Raw genomic sequence first — 24,295 nt, forward strand, 5'->3', positions numbered from 1 at the left:
GGATGCGCCCATGCCCCCGTTCGACCCCACCGACCCCCTCGGTATCGACGACCTGCTCGACCCCGAGGACCTGGCGATCCGGGACACCGTGCGGACGTGGGCCGCGGACCGGGTGCTGCCGTACGTCGCCGAGTGGTACGAGTCGGGGGAACTGCCCGTCATCCGGGAACTCGCCCGGGAACTCGGGGAGATCGGCGCCCTCGGGATGTCGCTCAGCGGCTACGGGTGCGCCGGGGCCTCCGCCGTGCAGTACGGCCTCGCCTGTCTGGAGCTGGAGGCCGCCGACTCCGGGATCCGGTCACTGGTCTCCGTGCAGGGCTCGCTCGCGATGTACGCCATGCACCGCTTCGGGAGCGAGGAGCAGAAGCAGGCCTGGCTGCCCCGCATGGCCGCCGGCGAGGTCATCGGCTGCTTCGGGCTCACCGAGCCCGACCACGGCTCCGACCCCGCCGGCATGCGGACGTACGCCAAGAAGGACGGCACCGACTGGGTGCTGAACGGCCGCAAGATGTGGATCACCAACGGCTCGGTCGCCGGGGTCGCCGTGGTGTGGGCGCAGACCGACGACGGGATCCGCGGCTTCGTGGTGCCGACCGACACGCCCGGGTTCAGCGCGCCCGAGATCAAGCACAAGTGGTCGCTGCGGGCCAGCGTCACCAGCGAGCTGGTCCTCGACGACGTACGGCTGCCCGCGGACGCCGTCCTGCCGGAGGTCGTCGGGCTCAAGGGGCCGCTCAGCTGTCTCACCCACGCCCGCTACGGGATCGTGTGGGGATCGATGGGCGCGGCCCGGTCCTCGTTCGAGGCGGCCGTGGACTACGCGAAGACGCGGGAGCAGTTCGGGCGGCCGATCGGGGGCTTCCAGCTCACCCAGGCCAAACTCGCCGACATGGCGGTCGAACTGCACAAGGGGATTCTGCTCGCCCACCATCTGGGGCGGCGCATGGACGCCGGCCGCCTGCGTCCCGAGCAGGTCAGCTTCGGCAAGCTCAACAACGTCCGCGAGGCCATCGAGATCTGCCGTACCGCGCGGACGATCCTCGGTGCCAACGGGATCTCCCTCGAATACCCCGTCATGCGGCACGCGACGAACCTCGAGTCGGTGCTGACGTACGAGGGCACCGTCGAGATGCACCAGCTGGTGCTGGGCAAGGCGCTCACCGGGCTGGATGCCTTCCGGTGAACCCTGCTGGGGGCAGGGCCGGCGAGCGGCCCTGCCTCAGCTCTGGTTGAAGAAGCCGTCCGTGCGGTGCTGCGCCGGGTCGCCGTTCACGATCTCCGTGTTGGCGGGGGTCAGCAGGAACACCCGGGTGGACACACGCTCGATCGAACCGCGCAGTCCGAAGATCAGCCCGGCCGCGAAGTCGACGACCCGCTTGGCGTCGGCGGCCTCCATGGCGGTGAGGTTCATGATGACCGGGACGCCCTCCCGGAACAGCTCGCCGATGGCGCGTGCGTCCCGGAAGCTGTCCGGGGTGACCGTGCCGATCCGGCGGCCCTTCTCCTCGGCGACGTCCGAGGCCACCTTGACCCGGGGGTCGGTGACCCAGGCATCCCCGGGCTCGGTCCCTTCGGAGTATCCGTCGTCGTCGTAGTAACGCTCGTCATCGTTGTCGTCAACGAGGCCCAGCCAGGCACTCGCCTTGCGCACCGATCCCATGGACGCCTCCTCTCACTGCGGTCTGACTTGCTGTCGTATCCCTATGGTCATCCATGATGCGGATCGCGTGCCATGTGGATAGGCGCCGCGCGGGGGGTTTGTGACGGTACTGGTGCACAGCGAATTCGTCGAGAGCCCGCGTTTCCCAAGGGTCGTGTCCCAAACGGCTGCTGACTGTGAGTGAAATATGATTCTTCATGGCGTATGGGTGAGGGCTGGGGCGTACGGGTGAACGGGGGATCAAGGTGTTCGGAATCGTCAGGCCGTGCCGCCATCGGCTCGGGGAAAGCCTCGGGGCCCAGTGGCTGGCCCACTTGTGCGGGCTGTGTCTCGCGCTCCGGGGGGACCACGGCCAGTTCGCGCGGGTGGTGACCAACTACGACGGCTTGCTGATATCGGTTCTGACGGAGGCTCAGGCCGGCCGCACCGAGGAAGGCAGGCGTACGGCGGGCCCGTGCCCGTTGCGTCGTATGCGCACCGCGTCCGTCGCCCGGGGTGAGGGGGCGCGGCTCGCGGCCGCCGTCTCGCTGGTCCTCGCCGCGGCGAAGATGCGTGACCATGTCGCAGACGGGGACGGGCTGCTGGCGCGCAGGCCGGTGGCCCTCGCGGCACGCCGGGTCGCGGCCGGCTGGGGGCGGGCCGGGCAACGGACCGGCTCCGCCGTCGGGTTCGACACCGGCGTGCTCCTTGACGCGGTGGAGCGGCAGCCCGGCGTGGAGGCGCTCGCCGGGCCCGGGACGCCGATCCTCACGGTCACGGAGCCCACCGAGACCGCGACGGCCGCGGCCTTCTCCTATACGGCGGTGCTGGCGGGCCGGCCCGCGAACGCCGAACCGCTCGCCGAGGCGGGGCGGCTGTTCGGGCGGCTCGCGCATCTGCTGGACGCCGTGGAGGACCGGCACGCCGACGCCGAGAACGGGGCGTGGAACCCGCTCACCGCCACCGGGACCTCGCTCCAGGAGGCGCGGCGGCTCGCCGACGACGTGGTGCACGGCGTGCGGCTCGCGCTGCGCGAGGTCGACTTCGCCGACCCGAAGCTCGTCCACGTCCTGCTGGCGCACGAACTGCGCACCTCCGTGGAACGGGCGTTCAGCGCGCCGCCCGAGCCACCCCGGCAGGACCGGCGGGGACTGCTCGCGGGGTGCGCGGTGTGGACGGGGCTGGCCTGTACGGGACAGCTGTGCTGCGGCGAGTACGAGGACCCCTGGAGCCGGGAGCGACGCCAGGCGGGATGCGACTGCGGAGACTGCGGGGATTGCTGTGACTGCTGCAGCTGCTGCGGTGACGGGTGCGACTGCTGCGACTGCGGGTGCGACTGCTGAGCACTTGCCGAGGGGAGGGCGCGTGTGAAGGCGAAGAACGGAAAAACGCGAGAAGGCCCCGGTCAGCAGGGCGCAGTGGGTCGGCTCAACAGGAAGAGGACCACACGCGACCGAAGTCGATGTGGGAGCGCTTGACCAGCCACTGCTGTGGATGCATGGGGTAAGTGGAACAGGCATCCGGTTGTGCGTCAACCGACATGAGACGTAGCGCTCACAGTGTGGACAGCCTTGACAGCGAGGGGAAACAGCCCCGTAGTCTCGACGGACGGCCGTGCTGAGGGGCTCGGCCGTGACGTGTGAAGGCATCACCGTGTTCGACTGACGCCACGGAGCCTTCCCATGCCCTCCCTCTCCGGTAGTTCCGCCGCCTCCAGGCGCTCGATGGTGATCGTCGGGGCCGGGCCGCGCGGGACCGGTCTGATCGAGCGGATCGCCGCCAACGCCTCCGAGCTGTACGACGGTTCCGGTCTCGACATCCATCTCGTCGACCCGCATCCGCCCGGCGCCGGACGGATCTGGCGGGCGGCCCAGTCGCCGCTGCTGTGGATGAACTCGCACGCCGAGGACGTCACCATGTTCACGGACGAGAGCGTGCAGATGGAGGGGCCCGTCCGCCCCGGCCCCACCCTGCACGAGTGGGCCGGCATCGACGGCACCACCTTCGCCGACCGCCGGCTCCAGGGCGCCTATCTGCGCTGGGTGCACGAGGAGGCGGTGGCCGCGCTGCCCCCGGGCGTGACCGTCCACCACCACCCGCGCCGGGCGCTGCGGGTCGGCGGGCCGCCCGGGGGCCGCCAGCAGGTCTGGCTGGAGGGCCGGCCGCGCCCGCTCCTCGCCGACCTCGTGGTCCTCGCCCTCGGCCACCTCGACGCCGAACTCGACGACGAACAGCGGGGGTTGGCGGAGTACGCCCGCACCCACGGCCTGGTCCACCTGCCACCCGACTTCACCGCCGACAGCGACCTGTCCGCCCTCGCTCCCGGCGAGCCGGTCCTGGTGCGCGGGTTCGGGCTCGCCTTCGTCGACCTGATGGTGCTGCTCACCGAGGGCCGGGGCGGGCGCTACGACGGCGACACCTACCTGCCGTCGGGGCGGGAACCGGTGCTGTACGTCGGATCGCGCCGCGGAGTGCCGTACCACTCGAAGATCGGCTACGACTGGACGGGCGAGCGGCCGCCGCTGCCCCGGTTCCTCGGGCCCGCCGAGATCGACGGACTGCTCGCCCGGCCCGGGGGCTTCGACTTCTGGCGGGACGTGTGGCCGCTGATCGTCAAGGAGCTCGGATTCGCGCACTACCACCGGCTGTTCACCGTGCACCCGGAGCGGACGGCGATGGCATGGGCCGACTTCGAGTCGCGGTACGCGGCGGGCGACGAGGAGGAGCGGGCCGCCCTGGTCGCGTCCGCCGTGCCCGATCCGGGCGACCGGCTCGATCTCGCCGCGCTGGACCGGCCGTTGGAGGGGGTGCGGTTCGGGACGCACGAGGAGTTCCAGGAAGGGCTGCGGGCCTATGTCGAAGGCGATCTGAGCCGTCGTCACGATCCGTCGCACAGCCCCGACTTGGCCGTCTTCCTCGGACTCCTCTCCGTCTACGGGCAGTTGGTGCGGCTCGGGGACATCGGGTCGTGGTGGCACGGGTTCTTCAGCTATCTCGCGTCCGGGCCGCCCGGGCCCAGACTCCGGCAGCTGCTCGCGCTGTCCCGGGCCGGAGTGCTCAGGTTCGTCGGGGCGGACATGGCGGTGCGGGCCGAGGACGGGATGTTCCGGGCGTCGAGCCCGACCGTGCCGGGGCATGTGGTCGAGGCGCGGGCGCTGGTCGAGGCCCGGCTGCCCGAGCCGACCGTCCGGCGGGCCCGGGACCCGCTGCTGCGGGCGCTGCACGCCGAGGGCGTCGCCGAGAGCCCGGACGGGCTGTTGCGCGTCGACCGCGCCGACGGACGGGTCCTGGACCGGGCCGGGCGGCCGCACCCACGGCGCTTCGCGCTCGGACCGCACACCGACGGCCGGACACCGGGCGCCTTCACCCGGCCGCGCACCGGCGGTCCCGCGTTCCGGCAGAACGACGCCACCGCACGGTCCGTCCTGCTGTTCCTGAGCGCGCTCTCCGACCGCGCGGCCGCCTGACGCCCCTGATTCCACAAGGAGTTCGCCGATGACCTTGTTTCCGAAGGTGCCGTGATGCTGCATCTGTCCGCCGCCGTCGACCAGCCCTCCGCCTACGACGCCGACTCCTACGTGGCCCTCGTGCGGCTCGCCGAGCGCGGCGGGCTCGACTTCGTCACGCTGGACGACGGCTTCGCCCGGCCCGGCCCCGACGCCCTCGCCGTGCTCTCTCGCGTCGCGCCCGCCACCACCAGGATCGGCCTGGTGCCCACCGTCACCACCACCCACACCGAGCCCTTCCACGTCCAGGCGGCTGTCGCCACCCTCGACTGGGTCAGCCGGGGCCGGGCCGGCTGGCGGATCGACGTGTCGGCCACCGAGGGCGAGGCCCGTCTCTTCGGCCGCCGACACGCGGCCCCCGCCGACGCGCTGTGGCGGGAGGCCGGTGAAGTCGCCGACGTGGCCGCGCGGTTGTGGGACAGCTGGGAGGACGACGCCGAGATCCGGGACGAGGAGACCGGGCGCTTCATCGACCGGGACAAGCTGCACTACGTCGACTTCGCGGGCGCGTCCTTCTCCGTCAAGGGCCCCTCGATCGTGCCGCGGCCGCCGCAGGGCCACCCGGTCCGGGTCGTCGACGCCACCGACGGACACGCCAGGCGCACCGCCGCCCGGTACGCCGACGTGGCCCTGGTGCGGGCCGCGAGCGCCGCGCAGGCCGCCGCCGTACGGGAACAACTGCGGGCGGAGGCCGCCGGGTTCGGGCGGGACCCCGACGAACTGCGGGTCTTCGCCAGTCTGTTGGTCGACCTCGGGGACGGGGAGCACGCGGCCGAGCCGGGGCACGGCGGGGGCGGGCCCCGGCAGACCGCGCAGGGGCCGCTGTACCGGGGAGGTCCCGTCGACCTCGCCGAGCTGATCGCCGGCTGGTACACCGAGGGGACCGTCGACGGCTTCCACCTCACCCCCACCGAACCGTTCCGTGACCTGGAGCGGCTGGTCAACGGCACGGTGGCGCTGCTCCAGCACCGCGGGCTGTTCCGCACCTTCTATCCGGGCAGCACGCTCAGGGAGCACCTCGGGCTCGCCCGGCCCGCCAACCGGTACGCCGTGACAGGGGGCGCGTCATGAGCCGTCGACAGATGCATCTGGCGGCCCACTTCCCGGGCGTCAACAACACCACCGTGTGGGCCGATCCGCGCTCCCGGTCGCAGATCGAGTTCTCGTCCTTCGAGCATCTGGCGCGCACCGCCGAGCGGGGGCTCTTCGACTTCTTCTTCCTCGCCGAGGGGCTCCGGCTGCGTGAACACAAGGGCCGTATCCACGACTTGGACGTGGTCGGGCGACCCGAGTCGATCACCGTACTGAACGCGCTCGCGGCCGTCACCGAGCGGCTCGGGCTCGCCGCCACCGTCAACGCGACCTTCAACGAGCCCTACGAACTCGCCCGCAGATTCGCCACCTTGGACCATCTCAGCGGTGGCCGGGCCGCGTGGAACGTGGTGACCTCCTCCGACGCCTTCACCGGGGAGAACTTCCGGCGCGGCGGCTTCCTGGACCGGGCCGACCGGTACACGCGGGCCGCCGAATTCCTCTCCGTGACACGGGAGTTGTGGGACTCCTGGACGCCGGAAGGGGTCTCGCGGCCGTTCGCGCACCAGGGGAAGCACTTCGACATCGCGGGCGAGTTCACCGTGCCGCGCTCACCGCAGGGGCACCCCGTCGTCATCCAGGCCGGGGACTCCGACGAGGGACGGGAGTTCGCCGCGTCGAGCGCCGACGTGGTCTTCACCCGGCAGAGTTCGCTGGAGGCGGGGCGTGCCTTCTACGCCGATGTGAAGCGGCGGCTCGCGAAGTACGGCCGTGCGCCCGGGGACTTGAAGATCATGCCGGGCGTCGGGGTCGTCCTCGGCGACACCGCGGCCGAGGCGCAGGAGAGGGCCGCCGAGATCCGGCGGCAGCAGACCTCCCCACAGACCGCGCTCCTCACGCTGGAGCAGATCTGGGGCGTCGACCTGTCCGGCTACGACCCGGACGGCCCGCTGCCCGACATCGACCCGGTGGCCGAGCCGACGCTCACCCGGGGGCGCACCCGGCGCGGCGACACCGTCGCGATCGCCGAGAAGTGGCGGGCGCTGTCCCGGGAGAAGGGGCTGTCCATCCGGCAGACCGTGATCGAGGCGGGCGGGCGGCAGTTCTTCGTCGGCACCCCGGAGGCGGTCGCCACCGAACTCGACGAGTTCGTCCAGCGCGAGGCCGCCGACGGCTTCATCCTCGTCCCCCATCTCACCCCGGGCGGGCTCGACGCGTTCGTGGACCGGGTGGTGCCGCTCCTCCAGGAGCGCGGCGCGTTCCGCACGGAGTACCGGGGGACCACCCTGCGCTCCCATCTGGGGCTCGTCGAACCGGTGTCGAAGGGCTGAGCGGAGGGTCGATTTTCGGCGATGCCCTGACGGAGTGCGGGGACTGGCGTTTCCGCAGGGCGACGTGATCCGAGCGAGGCGGGTTCCACCGGAACCGCAAAGGAGTTTCAAAGGTTGACGGCCGAAAGGCGCCCTTGCGGCGACCGGTCGTTCGGCCGAATACTCCCCCTCAGCGCTTGTCAGGGGCACGGCGTGTTCGAAATCCGGACGCCCGGACCACTGACTGCGCCTCACGGGCCCCGACCCCACGCGGGCCCCCGAATTCCCCTGGGAGGGAACGAAACGTGAGGATCAAGCGCACCACCCCCCGCAGTGGCATCACGAGACGGACGCGGCTGATCGCCGGTACCACCGGCCTCGTGGCCGCGGCGGCGATCGCGATCCCCAGCGCCAACGCGACCGCCGCGACCCCGTTCAGCACCGCCGAGCTCAAGAGCGCCAGCGGCTCGGTGCTCAAGGCCGACATCCCGGGCACCGCCTGGGCCGTCGACAGCAAGACCAACCGTGTCGTCGTCACCGTCGACAGCACGGTCTCGCAGGCCGAGATCGCGAAGATCAAGGAGCAGGCGGGCAGCAACGCCGGCGCGCTCACGATCAAGCGGACCCCGGGCACGTTCAACAAGCTGATCTCCGGCGGCGACGCCATCTATGCGAGTAGCTGGCGCTGCTCCCTCGGCTTCAACGTCCACAGCGGGAGCACCTACTACTTCCTGACCGCCGGTCACTGCACCGACGGCGCGGGCACCTGGTGGTCCAACTCCGGCCACACCACGACGCTCGGTTCGACGGCCGGGTCCAGCTTCCCGACCAACGACTACGGCATCGTGCGGTACTCCACCAGCTACCCGGTGTCCTCGATCTCCGGCACCGTCGGCAGCGTCGACATCACCAGCGCCGCCACCCCCTCCGTGGGCACGACGGTCTACCGCCGCGGCTCCACCACCGGCATCCACAGCGGCCGGGTCACCGCGCTGAACGCGACCGTCAACTACGGCGGCGGCGACGTCGTCTACGGCATGATCCAGACCACGGTCTGCGCCGAGCCCGGCGACTCCGGCGGTCCGCTCTACTCCAACAGCGGTATCGCCTACGGTCTGACCTCCGGCGGCAGCGGCAACTGCTCCTCCGGCGGCACGACCTTCTTCCAGCCGGTCACCGAGGCCCTGAGCGCCTACGGCGTCAGCGTCTTCTAGACCGGCCCGGAACAGGTCGCCCAGGAGCCGGTCCGCACCGCCGGCCACCCCCCCACGTCATATCCGCAGCCGGCAGCACACGAGCCCCCGTACGCGTCCGTCGTACGGGGGTTCGCCGTCGTCGGCGTCAACACGGGGGAGGGGAACGGCTGTTGACCGGGTGTCACGACGCGGCGGACGCCGGCTTCGCGCACAGCCAGTCCAGTACGGCGGGCAGGGCCTCCAGCGCGCCGAAGTGGCCGGCTTCCGGCTCCAGGACCGGGCGGACGCGGGGGATGCGGCCGGCCAGCCAGGTGAAGTGGCCGACCGGGGAGAAGGCGTCCAGCGCGCCGTGCCAGAGCAGCACCGGGCGGGTGACGGCCGCCGGGTCGAAGCCCCAGCTGCTCAGCAGCGCGAGGTCGTCGTCCAGCCAGCCGTACGCCGACGTCCTGAGCGCCTCACGGTAGGCGCGCAGCAGCCTCTCGCCGACGGCGGGGACGGCGAGGGTCCGCCGGTCGGCGTCGGTGAGGCCGTCGCGGAGGGAGACCAGCAGCTGGGCCGGGTCGCTGCGGACGGCGGCGGCGCGGCCGGCCAGGCGCTCGGCGAAGGCGAGCGGGTCGGTGAGCGCCAGGGTGAAGTCCTCGACCTGGGACGCGGCCATCCCCTCGAACCAGCGCAGGTCCCGGGCGTCCGGCGGCGCGGGCGAGGCCAGTACCGCCACCCGGCGGACCCGGGAGGGCAGCAGTGCGGCGCAGGCCAGGGCGTGCGGGGCGCCGCCCGAGTGGCCCAGCACGGAGAACCGGTCGAGCCCGAGGGCGTCGGCCAGGTCCGCCACGTCCCGGGCGGCGTCGGCCACCCGGCTTCCCGGGTGCCGGTCCGAGTCGCCGTAGCCGGGACGGTCGTAGGCGAGGAAGCGCACCCCGGGGTGGCCCCGTACGACGTCCTCGGGTACGACGCCGAAGCGGCAGCCCGGGGTGTCGTGCAGCAGGACCACCGGGGTGCCGTCCCGGTCGCCGTACTCCTCGGCCGCCAGCCAGCGGCCGTCGCGTGTGCGTATACCGTCGACCACCCGTGTCATCCGTCTCCCCATCGTGTACATCCCGGAGTTACCGTCGAAGTACACACCTTGAGCGCCCACTTCGGACCCTGGGGGCCGTGATGGTCGAGGAGCTGGTGGCGGCGGGAGCGACCCTCGTGTCCGCCGGAGCGGTGTACGTGATGGCGGCCGCGCGGGTCGTCAAGCAGTACGAGCGGGGCGTGGTCTTCCGGCTGGGCAGGCTCCGGCCGGAGGTGCGCGGGCCGGGCTTCACCATGATCGTTCCGGGTGTCGACAAGCTCCGGAAGGTCAACATGCAGATCGTGACCATGCCGGTGCCGGGGCAGGAGGGCATTACCCGGGACAACGTCACGGTGCGGGTGGACGCCGTCGTGTACTTCAAGGTGACCTCGCCGGCCGAGGCGGTCGTCCGGGTCGAGGACTACCGGTTCGCGGTCGCGCAGATGGCGCAGACCTCGCTGCGGTCGATCATCGGCAAGAGCGAGCTGGACGATCTGCTGTCCAACCGCGAAAAGCTCAACCAGGGGCTGGAGTTGATGATCGACAGTCCCGCGGTGGAGTGGGGGGTGACCATTGACCGCGTCGAGATCAAGGACGTTTCCCTGCCCGAGACCATGAAGCGGTCCATGGCCCGGCAGGCCGAGGCGGACCGGGAGCGGCGGGCCCGGGTCATCAACGCGGACGCGGAGCTCCAGGCGTCGAAGAAGCTGGCCGAGGCGGCCAAGGAGATGTCCGAGCAGCCGGCCGCGCTGCAACTGCGGCTGCTCCAGACGGTGGTGGCGGTGGCCGCGGAGAAGAACTCCACGCTGGTGCTGCCGTTCCCGGTGGAGTTGCTGCGGTTCCTGGAGAAGGCGCAGCAGGGGGTGGGAGCGGCGCCCGGGGTGGTGCCCGCGCAACCTGCGCCCGCGCCACCTGCGCCCGCGCAACCGGTGTCCGCGCCGTCGGCGCAGGAGCAACTCGCTTCGCCCCGGCCCCGGTTGGACGCGGCCGGTGAGGGGGCGGGTCAGGAGTAGAGCCTGTTCCGTTGCCGCCGGGTTGCCGCCGAGGGCGGGTGGGGGCCGCGTGCCAGAATGGCGAAGTCCGCTGTCCGCCCCGCTCCGTCGAGGTCTCCTCCGTGTCCCAGTCCGTCGGCCGTGTGCCCCAGCGTCGCAACGCACGGTCCAACCGGGCACGCATCCTCGCCACCGCGCGCCAGGAGTTCGGCCGGAATCCCGACGTCACCCTGGAGGAGCTGGCCCGCGCCGCAGGGGTCGTACGGCGGACACTGTTCGGGCATTTTCCCGGGCGGGCGGCGCTGCTGGACGCGCTGGCCGAGGAGGCCGCCGAGGCGCTGCAGGCCGCCGTGGCGGCGGACGCCGGGACGGACGAGCCGGCCGAACTGGCGCTCGCGCGCTTCTCGTTGTCGCTCTGGCCCCTGGGCGACCGGTACCGCATGCTGCTGGCGCTGGCCCGGCGGGACCTCGGCGCGGAGCGTGTCGCCGGGATCCTGGCGCCCGCGCGGATCAGGGTCACGGTCGTCCTGGAGCGGGGGCAGCGGGACGGCGTCTTCCACTCCCATCTGCCGGCCGCGGTGCTGAGCGCGGGTCTGGAGGCGATGACCGTCGCCCTGCTGGAAGAGGTCAACTCCGGGGCGCTGGAGGACGACGGGACCCGGGTGGCCGTGACCACGCTCATCGCGGCCGGGGTGCCGGAGGGGCGGGCGCGGGCCGTGGTCGACGAGGTGGCCGCTGACGGCTGAGGCCGTCGCCCCCCACGACGAGAAAAAGAGACGGTGCCGGGTGTCTCCTCCCGGCACCGTCCGGGGCCGTGTGCCGCTCAAGGCACGGCCCGTTCTCGGGTGGTGGAGGCCGGAATTGGGGTTCCGGCCTCCGGTGTACGGGGCTCAGGCGTCCACGGTCTCGGTCTGCCGGGCGGTCTCCCCGTGGACCTGTGCCGGGGTGTGCTTGCGGCCGGGCAGGACGGCGATGACGATCAGTGTTCCGGCGGCCATGATGATGCCGCCGACGAGGCTGGTGTGGGCGATGGCGTGGGCGAAGGATTCGTGCACCGCGTCCAGCAGGGTCTGGGCCTGTGCGGTGCCGCCCTGGGGGTTCTTGGCGACCTGCTCGGCGACCGCGACGCCGCCGCCGACGCCCAGTTCGTCCTCGGGGAAGGAGCCCATGATGGTCCCCGACGAGATCCTCGAAGTGCCGGGCATCCCGCACACCCGCACCGGCAAGAAACTGGAGGTCCCGGTCAAACGCCTGCTCCAGGGCGCCCGGGTCGAGCTGATCGACCACTACGCCCGGCTGGGCGAGGAGCGCCGGAAGGGGAGGGGCGGCGCGTGAGAGCCGTGCCGTCTCTACAAGGCCGGTCCTACTCTGTCGGTTCCCGGTGGCCGTAGAGGACTTCGTCGAGCGTGCGCAACTCGTCGGGGCGCAGCGCGAGTTGGGCAGCGGCGGCCGAGTCCGTCGCCGTCTCCGGGCGGCCGGCGCCGCTGATCGGCAGGAGGGCGGGGGAGCGGTGGAGCATCCAGGCGAGCAGCAACCGCTGAGGTGAGACGCGTCGACGGGCAGCGATGTCCAGGAGACGGGGCGAAGTCTTTCCCGCGTCCCAACCCTGCAGCGGCGAGTAGGCCATGAACGGAATTCCCTGGCGTTCGCACTCCCGAAGGAGCGTGTCGTCGCCGCCGTTGGCCGCGGAGTACGGATTCTGCACCGCGTCGACCGACGTGACCGCGCGTGCGGCGGCGAAGAGGACCGGGTCGACGTTGGATACGCCGACGGCGCGGATCTTGCCTTCCGTGCGCAACTCGCCGAGGGCACCGACGCTTTCGGCGAACGGCACGTCGTCGTCCGGCCAGTGCAGGAAGTACAGATCGATCGTCTCGCGCCGCAACGCCCGCAGACTCCTTTCCACGTCCGCTCTCAACGAGGCGGGCCGGGCGTCGTTCTTCCACTCCGCCGGTCCGGCGCGGAAGTGGCCACCCTTGGTCGCGACCATCACGGCGCTCCCGTCCTGGCGGGAGGCCAGTACCTCGCCGATGAGGCGCTCGTTGTGCGATTCCTCGTCGGCGGTCGTGTAGGCGCGAGCGGTGTCGACGAGATCGACTCCGCCGTCGATCGCCGCATGGATCGTCGCGACCGCCGTCTCCCGCAGCAGATCGGAGCGGAGCGACAGCGCGGCGCCGCCGAGAGCGATTGGCCGGACTCGGCGCCCTGCCACCGTTCTCATCGCCGGGAGGGCGTGAGGGTCGGCCGATTGAGCATCGTCCATCGCATGCTTCCTTTCCCGTTCCGGTCGTCGACGGAGCTGAGACCGCACTCCACTTCGGGTCGGCCAGTACCGTACTTCGCCCGGGGCGCGTTCCGGCCGGGGGGACCGGGGCTGCGACCGATACCCACCGGGTACCGCTGCGATACCGGGACCGTCATTGTTCCCGCAGGTGAACGGTGTTCGACTCGACGCATGAACCAGCTCGACAACAAGGTCGCGGTCATCACCGGCGGCAGTTCAGGCATCGGTCTCGCCACCGCACGACGATTCGTCGAAGAGGGCGCGGTGGTCTACGTGACCGGCCGCAGGGAGGAGGAGCTGGCGGCCGCCGCGTCGAAGGCGGGCGCGATCGCCGTCCCGGGCGACGTGTCGGACCCCGCGGATCTCGACCGGCTGTACGACACCGTACGGAGTGACGGCCGCCGGATCGACGTGCTGGTCACGAACGTCGGGACCGGCGGAGCCGCACGGCTCGAAGACGTCACCGACGAGCTCATCGACAGGATCTTCGACGTCAACGTCAAAGGCACGCTGAAGACCGTCCAGAAGGCGCTTCCCCTGCTCAACGACGGCGCGTCGATCGTGCTGGTCGGCTCGGTGTCGGGAAGCACCTCGGCGCCGGGGTTCAGCGTCTACGGCGCCTCGAAGGCGGCGGTCCGCTCCTTCGCCCGGGGATGGGCCAACGAACTCAAGGGACGGAACATCCGGGTCAACACGGTGGCCCCTGGCACCACGGACACGCCCGGCATCGGGGCCGGAGCCGACGCCGACACCCGGCGCGCGTTCATGGCGAACCTTGAGGCGCGGGTCCCGCTGGGCCGGTGGGGGCGGCCGGAGGAACAGGCCGACGCGATCCTCTTCCTCGCCTCCGACCAGAGCAGCTACATCACGGGCTTCGAGCTGGTCGTCGACGGTGGCGCCACCCAGCTCGGTCCCTTCGTCTGAGGAACCCGCACTCCGGTCGCCTGACGAACCCGCGCTCCGGTCTCCCGAGGAGTCCACACTCCTTCCGCCACGCTCTGGGCGGTCCGCACGAACGCCTCACGCGTCGCGGCCGGGACGCCCCCGCGCCAGCTCAGCACGAGCCGGGTCGGGGGCGCGTCGAGGACGGGAACGGCCACGACTGCGGATCCGATGCGATCGGTGGCGCTCACGCCCATCATCACGATCAGTTCACCCATCGCGACCCTGTCGATGATCTCGTCGACCGCGATCGTCGGTGCGTCCGCCGGCTCAAGTCGCCGGAACAGCTCGTCCTTCACGACATCGGCGACCGAAACGGCCGGTTCATCCGCGAGGAGATGATCCGCCGGCAGCAAGACGACTGTCTGCGCCTCGGTGAACTCGGAGAATTCCAGTCCGTCCGGTCCGTCCAGACCGCCGCGGCCGCCGTGGCCGCACATCAACGCGACGTCCGCCGCACCGTTGCGCACCAGCCCGGCCTGGTCCCGGGTGAACACGACCTCGATCTCGGGAGCACCGGGCCGACGGCGATACGCCCGCCGCACCCCGGCCAGCAGCTCCGCCCCGGTGCCCCGCCGCGCGGCCACCACCAACTTGTGCGGGCGGCCGCTGCGTTGGGCGCGCGACACCGCGATGTCCACCGCGGTGAGCGCCTTCCGGCTCTCGGTCAGGAAGACGGCGCCGGCCGCCGTGAGATCGACACGGCGACTGGTGCGCCTGAGCAGTTGAACGCCCATCCGGCGCTCCAGCCTGCCGATCGCCCTGGACAGCGGCGGCTGCGCGATTCCGAGCCGTTCGGCCGCCCGCCCGAAGTGGAGTTCCTCGGCGACCGCGACGAAGTATTCGAGCTCGCGCGTCTCCAGCCGTCCCATGGCTCGGCCTGCCGGCCGCCCCAGGTCGGCACCTTCGTCCCTCACGATTCCGACTCCGGAACCTCGGCTCCCGCAGAAGCGGGACGAAGCATCGCCCGGTAGAGGGCGTCGTGCTCGGGTGAGGCGGGCAGGAGGCCGCGGGCCGGGGTCTCGAAGGACTGCACCAGCAGGGCGACGACACGTCGCCAGGCGTCGGGAGCGGCGCCGGCGGTCGCGTTCACGACGCCGGCGTTGGCCATGTGGATCAGCACCAGGTCCGAGGGGTCGAAGTCCTCGCGCAGACGGCCGGTGGCCTTGGCGCGGCCGATGAGCTCGACCATGCTCTCGTAGGCCTCGTTGCGGCGGCGCTCCAGCGCCTTGGCGGCGGGGAACGTCGTGGTGAGTACGTCGGCGAAGCCGTAGTCGGCGGCCTGCATCGCGCAGGCGCTCTCGATGTAGCCGACGAAGCCGTGCCAGGGGTCGGGGTCGGCGAGAGCGGTGGCGACCGCGTCGGCATAGGCGTCCATGCGGTCGATGAAGACGGCGTCGACCAGTTCCGCCTTGGTGGGGAACCGCCGGAACATGGTGGCGATCCCCACTCCTGCCTCACGGGCCACCGAGGCCATGGAGGCGTTCAGACCGTCCCGCGCGAAGACCGTGCGGGCGGCGGCGATGATCCGCTCCCGGTTGCGCTCGGCGTCACTGCGCAGGGACGGCGCGGTGGGGACGTCAAAGTGCTGGTCACCAGGGGTCATGCAAGGGAGTGTAGCAATCGGATCGCCCTATCCATTTTTGGTGGTACGGTGGATCCGGAGAAACGGAAAGGCCTATCCGTCTCCATGAAACGGATAGGCCTTACCGGATACTGCCCCGCCCTTCGTTCGACCACCGCAAAGGATCGTCATGAGCAGCATCGCCATCATCGGAGCCGGCCCCCAGCTCGGCCTCGCCATAGCCCGCACCTTCGGTTCCCAGGGTTTCGACGTCGCCCTGGTCTCCCGCAACCGGGACAACCTCGACGGTCTCGTCGGCAAGCTCGCCGCGGAGGGCATCACCGCCGCGGCATTCCCCGCGGACGTCCTCGACCGCGACGCACTCGAGAAGGCGCTCCACGACGCCGCCGCGCGGTTCGGCGGCATCGACGTCCTGGAGTACTCCCCGGTGGGGACGTTCGGCGCCACCGCGTTGACCACCCCCACGGAGACCGAGCCGGCGGACGTCCAGCTCCAGATCGAGTTCCAGCTCTACGGCGCCATCGCCGCGACCCAGGCGGTACTGCCCGCGATGCGCGAGGCCGGGGCGGGCACCCTGCTCTACACCACCGGCGCGGGCTCCCTCGACCCCGTGCCGCAGGTCGGCAACGTCAACGCCGCCGCGGCGGCGCTGCGCAACTGGGCGATCAACCTGCACAAGGAACTGGACGGCACCGACATCCAGGCGGCCCACATCGGCATCGACGTCTCCATCGGCACCCCGGCCGTGCCCGGCTTCCCGACGGCCCAGCCGGAGGAGATCTCCCCGGTGTACTGGGACCTGCACACCACCAAGCGCGACCAGGCCGAACTCGTCTTCAGCCTCTGAGCCCGCGCCGGCCTCGCCCCGTCCGACGAGGTGACTTCATGACCTACTCGTACGACCCAGAGATCACGCCCTGGCTCGAGATGCTCCCCAACGGGCCGTTCGCGGACTTCCGTGAGCTGCGCGCCATCGGCGAGGCGGCGGTCCGCAACGGACTGCCGTCCTACGAGCCGGACATCCCGGTCAGCACCCGCGATGTCACCGTCCCCGGACCCGACGACGCACCCGACGTCATGGTCCGCGTCTACATGCCCGCCGAGCGGGACGGCCCGCTGCCGGGCCTGCTGTACATCCACGGCGGCGGCTTCATCATGGGCGGCGTCGAGCAGTTCGACGCCCAGGCCACCCGCATCGCCGCCGAGGTCGGCACGGTGGTGGTCTCCGTCGAGTACCGCCTCGCCCCGGAGAACCCCTTCCCCGCCGGCCTGGAGGACTGCTACGCGGCTCTCACCTGGATCGCCAAGTCGGCGAGCGAACTGGGCATCGACCCTGACCGGCTCGGCATCGCGGGGGAGAGCGCGGGAGGCGGTCTCGCCGCCGCGGTGACCCTCCTCGCGCGCGACCGCGGCGGGCCCGCGCTCTGCTTCCAGTACCTGGGGGTCGCCGAACTCGACGACCGCCTCGGGACGCCGTCGATGTGTGACTACGACGACGTCCCGCTGTGGAACAGCCGTGCCAGTCGGGTCAGTTGGGACTGCTACCTCGGCGGGGGCCGCCGGGGCGCCGCCGACGTGTCCCCCTACGCCGCGCCCGCCCGCGCCCAGGACCTGTCCGGACTGCCGCCCGCGTTCGTCACCGCCTGCCAATACGACCCGTTCCGCGACGAGGACATCGACTACGCCCGACGCCTCGCCCATGCCGACGTCCCCACCGAACTCGCCCTCTATCCCGGCGTTTTGCACGGAGGGATCATTCCGGGGTCCGCGACGGGTGAACGCGTCCTCACGGACACGCTCGCGGCACTGCGCCGCGGCCTCGGCGCCCACGCCACCTCAAGGTGAACCGGAGTGGTCTATCCGGATCGAAACGGATAGACCACTCCGATTGGTTATCCCCATGGAAGGACTCCCATGACCAGCATGTCGTTCGCCGAGGCGGCACGCGTGTGCCTCACCGGCAAGTACGCCACGTTCTCCGGTCGCGCACGACGCGCGGAGTACTGGTGGTTCTCACTGCTCTACGTGATCGCGGCCGCCGTGGTCCTCGGGATCGGCCTCGCCGTCGAGGCCCCGCTGCTCGGGGTCCTCCTGCTGCCGTTCATCGTGCCCATGCTGAGCGTCTCCGTACGCCGACTGCACGACACCGGCAGGTCGGGCTGGCGGCTGCTCATCGCCCTGATCCCCCTTGCCGGCCCGATCATCTACCTCGTGGGCATGACCGTGGACAGCGTCCCGGCCGCCAATCAGTACGGCCCCTCGCCCAAGGCCGAGGGTCACCTCGTCGGCTGAGCCGCAGGAGGCGCTGGAGGCGACGCCGACATCAGCAAGGGCATGAGGACGGCATCCACGATCTCCGCGATGTCGTCGCCGGCGATCTGCCGGCCGCGGACGAGGTGCCAGTGGAGCAGGAGCGCGAGGGCCGCGGAGACCGCGGTCGAGTGACCTTCTGACGGGGCGGTCCGGCGCGGGGGCAGATCGCCGCGTTCCGCCGCGTGCGCCAGTACGCCCTCGACGGCCCGATGCAGGGAGTCGACGTAGCGCTGTCGGACGAGGCCGCACAGCTCGGGCTCCTGGCGGGCGGTGTCGAGAAGCGCCGAGAGCAGATCGACCCGGGAGGTGTCCTGACTGCCGAGGGAGCGGGTCATCGTCGCGATGAGTTCCTCGCGGAGTCGGCCGGGCCCGATCGTGACCGGCACCAAGTCGTCGGTGAGACCGGCGTGATCGAGCGCCTCCGCGGCCAGCTCCGCCCGGGACTTCCAGCGCCGGTACACGGTCGCCTTGCCCACCCCGGCCTGGGCCGCGGCCTTGTCCATGGTCAGCGCCGGATAGCCGCCCTCGACGAGCAACTCCGTGGCCGCACGCAGGATCTGGGCGTCCCGGGCGGGATCGCGTGGCGGGCCGGAGGCGCCGGGGGGACGCCGCAGTCGCGCGCGGGGTTCGGACATGCCGGCTCTCTTCTCGGACTGGGACCACTTTGTATCGAGTCTAGCCGGACTGCTACCGTCCACCGTGAACCCGGAACAAATATGTATCGGGTTCTGTCGACTCTGGATGTGAGGTGGCGTGGTGAAGGCCGTGGGTTTCACCGGATTCGGCGGGCCGGAGGTCATGCGGATACTGGACCTTCCGGAACCGCACGCGGGACCGGGACAGGTGCGGATCAGGGTGACCGCCGCCGCCGTACACCCGTCCGATGTCAACGCACGGCTAGGGGTCATGGCCGAGCACAGCCCCGACAGGTTCCCGCCCGCCGAGGTGTACGTCGTGGGATGGGACGCGGCCGGTGTGATCGACGAGGTCGGCGAGGGGGTGCGTGCCGAACTGGCGGTCGGCGCCGAGGCGATCGCCCTGCTGGAACCGAAGCTGGCGCTGGGGGCGCAGGCGGAGTACGTGGTGGCACCCGCCGATTCGGTGGTCCGCGCACCGCGGGGGGTCGACCTGGCGTCGGCCTCGACCCTGCTGATGAACGCGCTGACCGCCCGGATGGCGCTGGACGCCCTCGAACTGCCGCCAGGGGCGACGGTCGCGGTGACCGGTGCGGCCGGTGCGGTCGGCGGGTACGCGGTGCAGCTGGCCAAGGCCGCCGGGCTGACGGTGATCGCCGACGCGGCGGAGAAGGACCGGGACCTCGTCACCGACCTCGGCGCCGATCACGTACGTCCCCGCGGGGACGGATTCGCCGAACGGGTCCGGGAGCTGTGTCCCGATGGTGCGGACGGGGTCGTCGACGGCGCGGTGATGAACGAAGCGGTGGCCGCGGCGGTCCGCGACGGCGGAGGCATCGCGACCGTGCAGGGGTTCGCCGGGGCCACGGACCGCGGTGTGCGCTGGCACCCCGTGTTCGTCTACGACCGACTCCGGGACACCACGGCCCTGACGGAACTGCGCGACCACGCCGAGTCCGGGACCCTCACCCTCCGCGTCGCGGCGACGTATCCGGCCGAACGGGCGGGAGAGGCCCAGCGACTCTTCGAAGTGGGCGGAGTGCGGGGGCGCCCCGTGTTGCTCTTCTGACCTGGATCACCCCTGGCGCGCGAGGCCGACCGCTCGGGAGATGACCGTGTCGTAGGCGCGGTCCGGCAGGATCCGGCGGAGAGTGATGAGCGGGCGGGCGCCGAAGCCCTTGACGTAGCGGGTCCTGGGGCGGCGGGCGGTGACCGCCTTGCCGATGGCATCGGCGATGACGGAGGGCGGGGAGTTGCGCTTGGCGTTGGCCTCGGAGCGCAGGGAGGAGGCGACGGCGGTGGCCTGGGCGGCGTAGGCGCCGTCGGTGGAGGACTTCTCCAGCTTGTCGGCGGCGATGCCACCCCATTCGGTGGCGATGCCGCCGGGCTCGATGACGACGACGTCGATGCCGAAGGGCTTGGCCTCCAGGCGCAGACAGTCGCTGAGGGCTTCGAGGGCGAACTTGGTGCCGTGGTACCAGCCGCCGAGCGGGGTGTAGATCCTGCCGCCCATCGAGGTGATGTTCACGACGGTGCCGGAGCGCTGGGCGCGCATGTGGGGCAGGGCGAGTTGGGTCAGGCGGATCGCGCCGAAGACGTTGACCTCGAACTGGTAGCGGGCCTCGTCCAGCGGGACGTCCTCGAGAGCGCCGTAGGAGCCGTAACCGGCGTTGTTCACGAGCACGTCGATACGGCCGGTCTCGGCGATGATCTTCTCCACGCCGGCCTGCATGGAGGCGTCGTCGGTGACGTCCATGGCCAGGGGGCGTACGCCGCGGTCGGCGAGCTTGCCCAGGCGGTCGGTGCGGCGGGCGGCCCCATAGACGGTGTAGCCCAGTTCCTGGAGCTTGAGGGCGGTGGCTTCGCCGATGCCGGAGGAGGCACCGGTGACGAGGGCGGTCTTGACTGGCATGGCGCGTTCCTCCACGAGTAAACTGAACTCCGGTTCACCATCTATCGTGAACCATGGTTCATGTTGATGCAAGTGGAGAGGTGGACGATCCCGTGGCCCAGGCCAGGGCGCCGCGCGCCGACGCGGTCCGCAACCGGAAGAAGATCCTGACCGCGGCCGGCGAGCAGATCGCCGTGCACGGGCCCGAGGCGGGGATGGACGAGATCGCCGCCGCGGCGGGCGTCGCGGTCGGCACGCTGTACCGGCACTTCCCCACGAAGACCGACCTGGTCGCCGCCGTCGTCGCCGAGTACGTCACGAGGGTGGCCGACGACGCGGAGGCCACGTACGCCCGTGTCGACGCCGGGGCGCGCGCACTGGACGAGCTGACCGCGTTCCTCGGCCGTGTCGTCGAGGCGTCGGTGACCGATCGCGCCGTCAAGGCCGCCGCGCAGACCCTGGGGGCGGAGCCCGGCGACCGCACCGACGAGGACCGCGCCGGTACGGCCGTCGCGTCCCTGATCCGTGCCGGGCAGGCGGCCGGTGACATCCATCCCGACGTCACCGTCGACGACATCTACCTGCTGTTCTCCACCGCCCCCACCGACCAGCCCGCACCCGCCCGCGCCCGCTGGCTCACCCTCGTCACCCCGGGACTCACCACCGCAAGACCCGCCGCGGCTGCCGGGTGACGGCCGCCGCCCGACAGCACACGGCGAGGGGTGGTCAGCCGGTGGCGGGGGACATGAGGATGCGGGCGGTGCGGTGGGTGATGGTCCAGCGGCCGTTCTCGGCGCGGTAGTGGTCGTCGAGTTCGACGACGTGGCCGGAGTTCGTCAGCGGGTACAGGGCCGGGCCTTCGTCGACGGGGGTGGGGCCGCCGTGGCCGATCAGGAGGATGGTGCCCTGAGCGGTGTCGTCCCCGATGATGTGGAAGTGCTGGTTGGCGATGAGGTGGCGGATCGTCACCTCGGGACCCGGGCGGGCGTTGAGCGCCTCCAGGATCTCGGCATGACCGCGCAGCTTCTGGCCGCGGACGTCGTAGTGGGCGTCAGGGGCGAACAGGGTGAGCGCCTCCTCGTACTCCCGGCGGTCGTAGTGGTGGAAGAAGGCGGTGTTCAGCCGGGCCAGCGCCCAGGCGGTGGCGTCCTCGGAGGTCATGCCGTCACGCCTTCGCGGGCGCGGTGTCGGGGCTGGTGCGGCTCTTGAGCACGAAGTCGAACTCCATGGTCCGGTACGGGACTTCGAAGCCGGCCTCCGCGATGTCCTTCGGGTCCTCGTGCAGCGTGGTGTCCGCCTGGAGGGCGGGATGGGCCAGCTTCGCGCCGACGAAATCGACGGGGATGACCGGGTCGCCCTTGAAGTAGATCTCGCCGCGCCAGGGGGTGACCAGGTCGGAGTGGTGGACCTCGTAGTGGATGTGGGCGGGGCGGAAGAGGCTGCGGCCCAGCGCGGCGGTGGCCTCGACGGCCTCGTCGATGGCCATGACATTGGCGTCGGCGTAGGCGACGGGGGTGATGGTGGTGAAGGAGTAGCGGCCCTCGTCGTCGGTGAACTGGTGGCCGCGCAGGTTGAACTTGGGCACTCCGTCGTCGTACATGCCGGAGTAGTCGCCGTTGTTGGCCGCGTGGTAGATCTCCACCTTGGCGCCCGCGAGCGGCCGGCCGTTGCCGTCGAGGACGCGGCCGGTGACGATCAGCGGGGTGCCGGGCTCGTCGTCCCGCATGGGCAGGGTGCCGGGGTTGCCGATGCGCGGGGATCCGGCGAAGAACGTGGGGCTGTTGACCTCCTCGCCGGGGGTGTAGCCGTCCTGGCCTCCTTGGAAGATCTCGCTGTACATCGGCATGGCGACCAGCGCGAGGGGCGCGCCGGTGGCCGTCTGGATCCGCTGGAGGACGTCGGCGGCCGCGTTGAGGTCGTCGAAGGTCAGGCCCTCCTCGTCACGCAGCCGCGCCAAGGCGTCCTTGAACGCCTCGACCAGCCGTATGGCACGCGGGTTGACCAGTGCGGGATCGACGTAGGACGGATCGGTGGTCGTCGTGGTCATGTCCGGTCTGCTCCTCGAATGGGTGGGGGGGATTGCTATTCGGTCGGCGACAGGGTGAGGGCCGGCGGGGGTCGGCACCGCGGGGTGGGCCTTCGGAGCCGGGCGTCGGTGACCCGGGCGGAAGCGAGCGCGCGGGAGGTCATGAGTCCGCCAGGTGCTTGCCGAAGAACGCCTCGATCCGGCGCCAGGCGTCGGCGGCGGACTCCGGCTCGGGCCCGATCCCCGCGATGCGGGTGAGGGGGCGGAGCGGGCGCGGCGCGTTCTCGGCGTCGTTGAGGAAGGAGTGCCCGGCGGCCGGATACTCCTTCACGTCATGCGGTACGCCGACTGCCGTCAGGGCGGCCTCCAGCCGGGCCGCGGCCCCTCTGAGCAGGCGGTCGCGACCGCCGTAACTGGCCACCACCGGGCAGGACTTGGCGAGGGCGTGCTCGGTTTCCTTGGGTACGAGGCCGTAGTTGACGGAGGCCGCGTCGAACGCGCCCTGTCCCGCGGCGATCAGCGCGAAGCTTCCGCCCATGCAGAAGCCGATGACACCGACCCGTCCGGTGCAGTCCGGGTGCCCGGCCAGTGTCCGGCGCGCGGCCTCCAGATCGGCCCAGGCGCGGCCGCGGCCCGAGGTGGCCGCACGCATCGTCGGCACTAGGCAGCGCCGGGCGCCGCCGTCGGCGAACAGGTCGGGCATCAGCGTCAAGTAACCGGCCTGCGCGAGCCGTTCGGTCTGCCGCAGCATGACGTCGTCCACGCCCAGGGCCTCGTGGACTACCACGACTCCGGGCCAGGGGCCGTCACCCTCGGGCCGGGCGAGATGGCCGCGCAGCCGACGGGAGCCGCCGAGAGAGGTGCCGAGGGCAGTGAGATCGACCGATTCGGGAGGGGGCATCGGGTCCTCTGGCTGGGGGGTGAGAGCGGGGGGTGATGGCTCGCTAACCGGGCCGGGCGTTCCATTTTTTGAATACGCAGCTCTGAGGGGCCTGTTGCGGCTGCGCGCCAGGTGGCGAAGGATTCAGTGAATAACGTTTACTAACTTGGTGAACACTGTAAACCAAGAGTGTGGGGAGCGGAACCCGCGACAGTGGGCCCGATCAGTTTTTCGACAGGCCGACGTGGGGCCTGGAGACTGTCCCCGACCACTGATCAGGAAGGGTGGGGTGCCGATGAGCGCGTCGCAGGGCGCGGCGAAACGCGTGCCGAACCGCTGGGGCGAGGGCGGGCGGCTCCGTGAGGAGATCCTGTGCGCGGCCTCCCACCTGCTGGAGGAGGCCGGAAGCCCGGAGAACATCTCGCTGCGCGCCATCGCCCGCGAGGCGGGGGTGACCGCGCCCGCGATCTACAAGCACTTCCAGGACAAGGCCGAGCTGATGTGGACGCTGCTCGACACCGTCTACGCCACCATGGCCGAAAGAATGCGGGCCGCACGACAGTCCGCGCCCGCCGGGGACGCCTGGGCCGGCCTGCGTGCCGTCGTCGACGCCTACTACGGCTTCGCCTTCGACGAGCCGCGCCGGTACGAACTCCTCTTCCGCGTCGGCCCGTTGCTCCCCTCGCGGCCCGAGTCCATCCCGCACCCCATGGAACACGTGCTGGACGCCTGGCGCGAGGCCGTCGCGCCCTATCTGCGCGAGACGGAGGGGATGAGTGTCACGGACGACGAGCAGGTGGCCAAGCTGCTGTGGAGCGCGCTGCACGGCCAGTTCGGGCTGTGGTGGAACGTGTCGGACATCGCGCGGCCCAACGCACTCGCGGACGCGCGGGAGACCCTGCTGCTCGCTGTCTTCGGCCGCCTGTGACGCGACGCCTGTCCGCGAGGGACTTCTCGAAGCGGTTGATCTCGTCGTAGCGGCGCTCGATCTCCTCGGGCGGGGCCAGCTC

General features: G+C 71.4%; 26 protein-coding genes and 1 pseudogene. 16 read left to right on the forward strand and 11 right to left on the reverse strand.

Going from position 1 to position 24,295, the window contains the following annotated elements; translation table 11 throughout:
• The first annotated feature begins 10 nt into the window (after positions 1-10).
• A complete protein-coding gene (locus ABZ896_RS30275; protein WP_360936058.1) occupies positions 11-1,183 on the forward strand; it encodes an acyl-CoA dehydrogenase family protein in 1,173 nt (390 codons plus the stop codon).
• Positions 1,184-1,219: 36 nt separating this feature from the next.
• Here ABZ896_RS30275 and ABZ896_RS30280 read toward each other — a convergent pair whose 3' ends face one another.
• The gene (locus ABZ896_RS30280) at positions 1,220-1,660 is read right to left on the reverse strand and encodes a cell division protein SepF (protein WP_360936060.1); all 441 of its coding nucleotides are present in this window, start codon (positions 1,658-1,660) and stop codon (positions 1,220-1,222) included.
• Between the two features lie 245 nt (positions 1,661-1,905).
• Here ABZ896_RS30280 and ABZ896_RS30285 point away from each other — a divergent pair, with 245 nt between their 5' ends.
• The 5 genes from ABZ896_RS30285 (at position 1,906) to ABZ896_RS30305 (ending at position 8,701) form a co-directional block, all read left to right on the forward strand.
• Entirely contained in the window at positions 1,906-2,982 is a 1,077-nt protein-coding gene (locus tag ABZ896_RS30285; RefSeq protein ID WP_360936062.1) for a DUF5685 family protein, read from the forward strand.
• A gap of 339 nt (positions 2,983-3,321) precedes the next feature.
• Positions 3,322-5,106 carry an FAD/NAD(P)-binding protein gene (locus tag ABZ896_RS30290; RefSeq protein WP_360936064.1) on the forward strand — a complete coding sequence of 595 codons (1,785 nt, stop codon included), beginning with the start codon at positions 3,322-3,324 and terminating at the stop codon, positions 5,104-5,106.
• A gap of 54 nt (positions 5,107-5,160) precedes the next feature.
• Entirely contained in the window at positions 5,161-6,216 is a 1,056-nt protein-coding gene (locus ABZ896_RS30295; RefSeq protein WP_360936066.1) for an LLM class flavin-dependent oxidoreductase, read from the forward strand.
• Positions 6,213-7,508: an NtaA/DmoA family FMN-dependent monooxygenase gene (locus ABZ896_RS30300; protein WP_360936068.1), complete on the forward strand. Its 1,296-nt coding sequence runs from the start codon at positions 6,213-6,215 to the stop codon at positions 7,506-7,508. Before ABZ896_RS30295 ends, ABZ896_RS30300 begins: the two co-directional genes overlap by 4 nt.
• A gap of 284 nt (positions 7,509-7,792) precedes the next feature.
• Entirely contained in the window at positions 7,793-8,701 is a 909-nt protein-coding gene (locus ABZ896_RS30305) for a S1 family peptidase (protein ID WP_360936070.1), read from the forward strand.
• 163 nt (positions 8,702-8,864) lie between these two features.
• On the opposite strand, the gene ABZ896_RS30310 is transcribed toward ABZ896_RS30305, so the two are convergent.
• A complete protein-coding gene (locus ABZ896_RS30310) occupies positions 8,865-9,749 on the reverse strand; it encodes an alpha/beta fold hydrolase (RefSeq protein ID WP_360936103.1) in 885 nt (294 codons plus the stop codon).
• An 89-nt stretch (positions 9,750-9,838) separates the two neighbouring features.
• On the opposite strand from ABZ896_RS30310, the gene ABZ896_RS30315 reads away from it, so the two are divergent.
• Both ABZ896_RS30315 and ABZ896_RS30320 read left to right on the forward strand, forming a co-directional pair.
• On the forward strand, positions 9,839-10,750 hold the full coding sequence (locus tag ABZ896_RS30315) for a slipin family protein (protein WP_360936105.1): 912 nt from the start codon (positions 9,839-9,841) through the stop codon (positions 10,748-10,750).
• A 101-nt stretch (positions 10,751-10,851) separates the two neighbouring features.
• Entirely contained in the window at positions 10,852-11,475 is a 624-nt protein-coding gene (locus ABZ896_RS30320; protein ID WP_360936072.1) for a helix-turn-helix domain-containing protein, read from the forward strand.
• A 144-nt stretch (positions 11,476-11,619) separates the two neighbouring features.
• On the opposite strand, the pseudogene ABZ896_RS30325 reads toward ABZ896_RS30320, so the two are convergent.
• Positions 11,620-11,916 (reverse strand): annotated as a pseudogene (locus ABZ896_RS30325) (MFS transporter); the annotation flags it as partial.
• Here ABZ896_RS30325 and ABZ896_RS30330 point away from each other — a divergent pair.
• On the forward strand, positions 11,897-12,064 hold the full coding sequence (locus ABZ896_RS30330; protein ID WP_360936107.1) for a hypothetical protein: 168 nt from the start codon (positions 11,897-11,899) through the stop codon (positions 12,062-12,064). The pseudogene ABZ896_RS30325 and the gene ABZ896_RS30330 sit on opposite strands and share 20 nt — an antisense overlap.
• A gap of 28 nt (positions 12,065-12,092) precedes the next feature.
• On the opposite strand, the gene ABZ896_RS30335 is transcribed toward ABZ896_RS30330, so the two are convergent.
• Entirely contained in the window at positions 12,093-12,992 is a 900-nt protein-coding gene (locus ABZ896_RS30335; RefSeq protein WP_360936073.1) for an aldo/keto reductase, read from the reverse strand.
• Positions 12,993-13,184: 192 nt separating this feature from the next.
• On the opposite strand from ABZ896_RS30335, the gene ABZ896_RS30340 reads away from it, so the two are divergent.
• Positions 13,185-13,937 (forward strand): SDR family oxidoreductase, encoded by a 753-nt coding sequence (locus tag ABZ896_RS30340; protein WP_360936075.1) that lies wholly within the window; start codon positions 13,185-13,187, stop codon positions 13,935-13,937.
• Here the strand turns inward: ABZ896_RS30340 and ABZ896_RS30345 are convergent.
• Entirely contained in the window at positions 13,874-14,872 is a 999-nt protein-coding gene (locus ABZ896_RS30345; RefSeq protein ID WP_360936077.1) for a LysR family transcriptional regulator, read from the reverse strand. The genes ABZ896_RS30340 and ABZ896_RS30345 overlap by 64 nt on opposite strands.
• Positions 14,869-15,561 carry a helix-turn-helix domain-containing protein gene (locus tag ABZ896_RS30350; protein WP_360936079.1) on the reverse strand — a complete coding sequence of 231 codons (693 nt, stop codon included), beginning with the start codon at positions 15,559-15,561 and terminating at the stop codon, positions 14,869-14,871. Before ABZ896_RS30350 ends, ABZ896_RS30345 begins: the two co-directional genes overlap by 4 nt.
• A gap of 148 nt (positions 15,562-15,709) precedes the next feature.
• On the opposite strand from ABZ896_RS30350, the gene ABZ896_RS30355 reads away from it, so the two are divergent.
• The 3 genes from ABZ896_RS30355 (at position 15,710) to ABZ896_RS30365 (ending at position 17,832) form a co-directional block, all read left to right on the forward strand.
• The gene (locus ABZ896_RS30355) at positions 15,710-16,387 is read left to right on the forward strand and encodes an SDR family NAD(P)-dependent oxidoreductase (protein ID WP_360936081.1); all 678 of its coding nucleotides are present in this window, start codon (positions 15,710-15,712) and stop codon (positions 16,385-16,387) included.
• Positions 16,388-16,425: 38 nt separating this feature from the next.
• The gene (locus ABZ896_RS30360) at positions 16,426-17,385 is read left to right on the forward strand and encodes an alpha/beta hydrolase (RefSeq protein WP_360936083.1); all 960 of its coding nucleotides are present in this window, start codon (positions 16,426-16,428) and stop codon (positions 17,383-17,385) included.
• A 69-nt stretch (positions 17,386-17,454) separates the two neighbouring features.
• Complete coding sequence (locus ABZ896_RS30365) at positions 17,455-17,832, forward strand: DUF805 domain-containing protein (RefSeq protein WP_360936085.1); 378 nt, start codon at positions 17,455-17,457, stop codon at positions 17,830-17,832.
• Here the strand turns inward: ABZ896_RS30365 and ABZ896_RS30370 are convergent.
• Positions 17,817-18,488 carry a TetR/AcrR family transcriptional regulator gene (locus ABZ896_RS30370; protein ID WP_360936087.1) on the reverse strand — a complete coding sequence of 224 codons (672 nt, stop codon included), beginning with the start codon at positions 18,486-18,488 and terminating at the stop codon, positions 17,817-17,819. The genes ABZ896_RS30365 and ABZ896_RS30370 overlap by 16 nt on opposite strands.
• A gap of 121 nt (positions 18,489-18,609) precedes the next feature.
• Here ABZ896_RS30370 and ABZ896_RS30375 point away from each other — a divergent pair, with 121 nt between their 5' ends.
• A complete protein-coding gene (locus ABZ896_RS30375; RefSeq protein WP_360936089.1) occupies positions 18,610-19,557 on the forward strand; it encodes an NADP-dependent oxidoreductase in 948 nt (315 codons plus the stop codon).
• A 6-nt stretch (positions 19,558-19,563) separates the two neighbouring features.
• Here ABZ896_RS30375 and ABZ896_RS30380 read toward each other — a convergent pair whose 3' ends face one another.
• Positions 19,564-20,400, reverse strand: coding sequence for an oxidoreductase (locus tag ABZ896_RS30380; RefSeq protein WP_360936091.1), 837 nt, complete (start codon positions 20,398-20,400; stop codon positions 19,564-19,566).
• 80 nt (positions 20,401-20,480) lie between these two features.
• Between ABZ896_RS30380 and ABZ896_RS30385 the strand changes: the two genes are divergently transcribed.
• Positions 20,481-21,071, forward strand: coding sequence for a TetR/AcrR family transcriptional regulator (locus ABZ896_RS30385; protein WP_360936093.1), 591 nt, complete (start codon positions 20,481-20,483; stop codon positions 21,069-21,071).
• Between the two features lie 34 nt (positions 21,072-21,105).
• Here the strand turns inward: ABZ896_RS30385 and ABZ896_RS30390 are convergent, their stop codons facing one another.
• The 3 genes from ABZ896_RS30390 to ABZ896_RS30400 form a co-directional block, all read right to left on the reverse strand.
• Positions 21,106-21,540 carry a nuclear transport factor 2 family protein gene (locus tag ABZ896_RS30390; RefSeq protein WP_360936094.1) on the reverse strand — a complete coding sequence of 145 codons (435 nt, stop codon included), beginning with the start codon at positions 21,538-21,540 and terminating at the stop codon, positions 21,106-21,108.
• 4 nt (positions 21,541-21,544) lie between these two features.
• Complete coding sequence (locus ABZ896_RS30395) at positions 21,545-22,426, reverse strand: hypothetical protein (RefSeq protein ID WP_360936096.1); 882 nt, start codon at positions 22,424-22,426, stop codon at positions 21,545-21,547.
• Positions 22,427-22,565: 139 nt separating this feature from the next.
• Complete coding sequence (locus tag ABZ896_RS30400) at positions 22,566-23,306, reverse strand: dienelactone hydrolase family protein (RefSeq protein ID WP_360936098.1); 741 nt, start codon at positions 23,304-23,306, stop codon at positions 22,566-22,568.
• Positions 23,307-23,580: 274 nt separating this feature from the next.
• On the opposite strand from ABZ896_RS30400, the gene ABZ896_RS30405 reads away from it, so the two are divergent.
• Complete coding sequence (locus ABZ896_RS30405; RefSeq protein WP_360936100.1) at positions 23,581-24,213, forward strand: TetR/AcrR family transcriptional regulator; 633 nt, start codon at positions 23,581-23,583, stop codon at positions 24,211-24,213.
• Positions 24,214-24,295 lie beyond the last annotated feature (82 nt).

The sequence above is a fragment of the Streptomyces sp. NPDC047072 genome, assembly GCF_040643855.1.
Lineage (GTDB): Bacteria > Actinomycetota > Actinomycetes > Streptomycetales > Streptomycetaceae > Streptomyces.

Excerpts from the sequence above, each read along its gene's own strand:
- ABZ896_RS30290 (WP_360936064.1), top strand. The coding sequence starts at position 3,322 with ATGCCCTCCCTCTCCGGTAGTTCCGCCGCCTCCAGGCGCTCGATGGTG.
- ABZ896_RS30295 (WP_360936066.1), top strand. The coding sequence starts at position 5,161 with ATGCTGCATCTGTCCGCCGCCGTCGACCAGCCCTCCGCCTACGACGCC.
- ABZ896_RS30365 (WP_360936085.1), top strand. The coding sequence starts at position 17,455 with ATGACCAGCATGTCGTTCGCCGAGGCGGCACGCGTGTGCCTCACCGGC.
- ABZ896_RS30405 (WP_360936100.1), top strand. The coding sequence starts at position 23,581 with ATGAGCGCGTCGCAGGGCGCGGCGAAACGCGTGCCGAACCGCTGGGGC.
- ABZ896_RS30360 (WP_360936083.1), top strand. The coding sequence starts at position 16,426 with ATGACCTACTCGTACGACCCAGAGATCACGCCCTGGCTCGAGATGCTC.
- ABZ896_RS30355 (WP_360936081.1), top strand. The coding sequence starts at position 15,710 with ATGAGCAGCATCGCCATCATCGGAGCCGGCCCCCAGCTCGGCCTCGCC.
- ABZ896_RS30395 (WP_360936096.1), bottom strand. The coding sequence starts at position 22,426 with ATGACCACGACGACCACCGATCCGTCCTACGTCGATCCCGCACTGGTC.
- ABZ896_RS30335 (WP_360936073.1), bottom strand. The coding sequence starts at position 12,992 with ATGGACGATGCTCAATCGGCCGACCCTCACGCCCTCCCGGCGATGAGA.
- ABZ896_RS30380 (WP_360936091.1), bottom strand. The coding sequence starts at position 20,400 with ATGCCAGTCAAGACCGCCCTCGTCACCGGTGCCTCCTCCGGCATCGGC.
- ABZ896_RS30350 (WP_360936079.1), bottom strand. The coding sequence starts at position 15,561 with ATGACCCCTGGTGACCAGCACTTTGACGTCCCCACCGCGCCGTCCCTG.
- ABZ896_RS30340 (WP_360936075.1), top strand. The coding sequence starts at position 13,185 with ATGAACCAGCTCGACAACAAGGTCGCGGTCATCACCGGCGGCAGTTCA.
- ABZ896_RS30400 (WP_360936098.1), bottom strand. The coding sequence starts at position 23,306 with ATGCCCCCTCCCGAATCGGTCGATCTCACTGCCCTCGGCACCTCTCTC.
- ABZ896_RS30315 (WP_360936105.1), top strand. The coding sequence starts at position 9,839 with ATGGTCGAGGAGCTGGTGGCGGCGGGAGCGACCCTCGTGTCCGCCGGA.
- ABZ896_RS30390 (WP_360936094.1), bottom strand. The coding sequence starts at position 21,540 with ATGACCTCCGAGGACGCCACCGCCTGGGCGCTGGCCCGGCTGAACACC.
- ABZ896_RS30330 (WP_360936107.1), top strand. The coding sequence starts at position 11,897 with ATGATGGTCCCCGACGAGATCCTCGAAGTGCCGGGCATCCCGCACACC.
- ABZ896_RS30275 (WP_360936058.1), top strand. The coding sequence starts at position 11 with ATGCCCCCGTTCGACCCCACCGACCCCCTCGGTATCGACGACCTGCTC.
- ABZ896_RS30280 (WP_360936060.1), bottom strand. The coding sequence starts at position 1,660 with ATGGGATCGGTGCGCAAGGCGAGTGCCTGGCTGGGCCTCGTTGACGAC.
- ABZ896_RS30370 (WP_360936087.1), bottom strand. The coding sequence starts at position 18,488 with ATGTCCGAACCCCGCGCGCGACTGCGGCGTCCCCCCGGCGCCTCCGGC.
- ABZ896_RS30300 (WP_360936068.1), top strand. The coding sequence starts at position 6,213 with ATGAGCCGTCGACAGATGCATCTGGCGGCCCACTTCCCGGGCGTCAAC.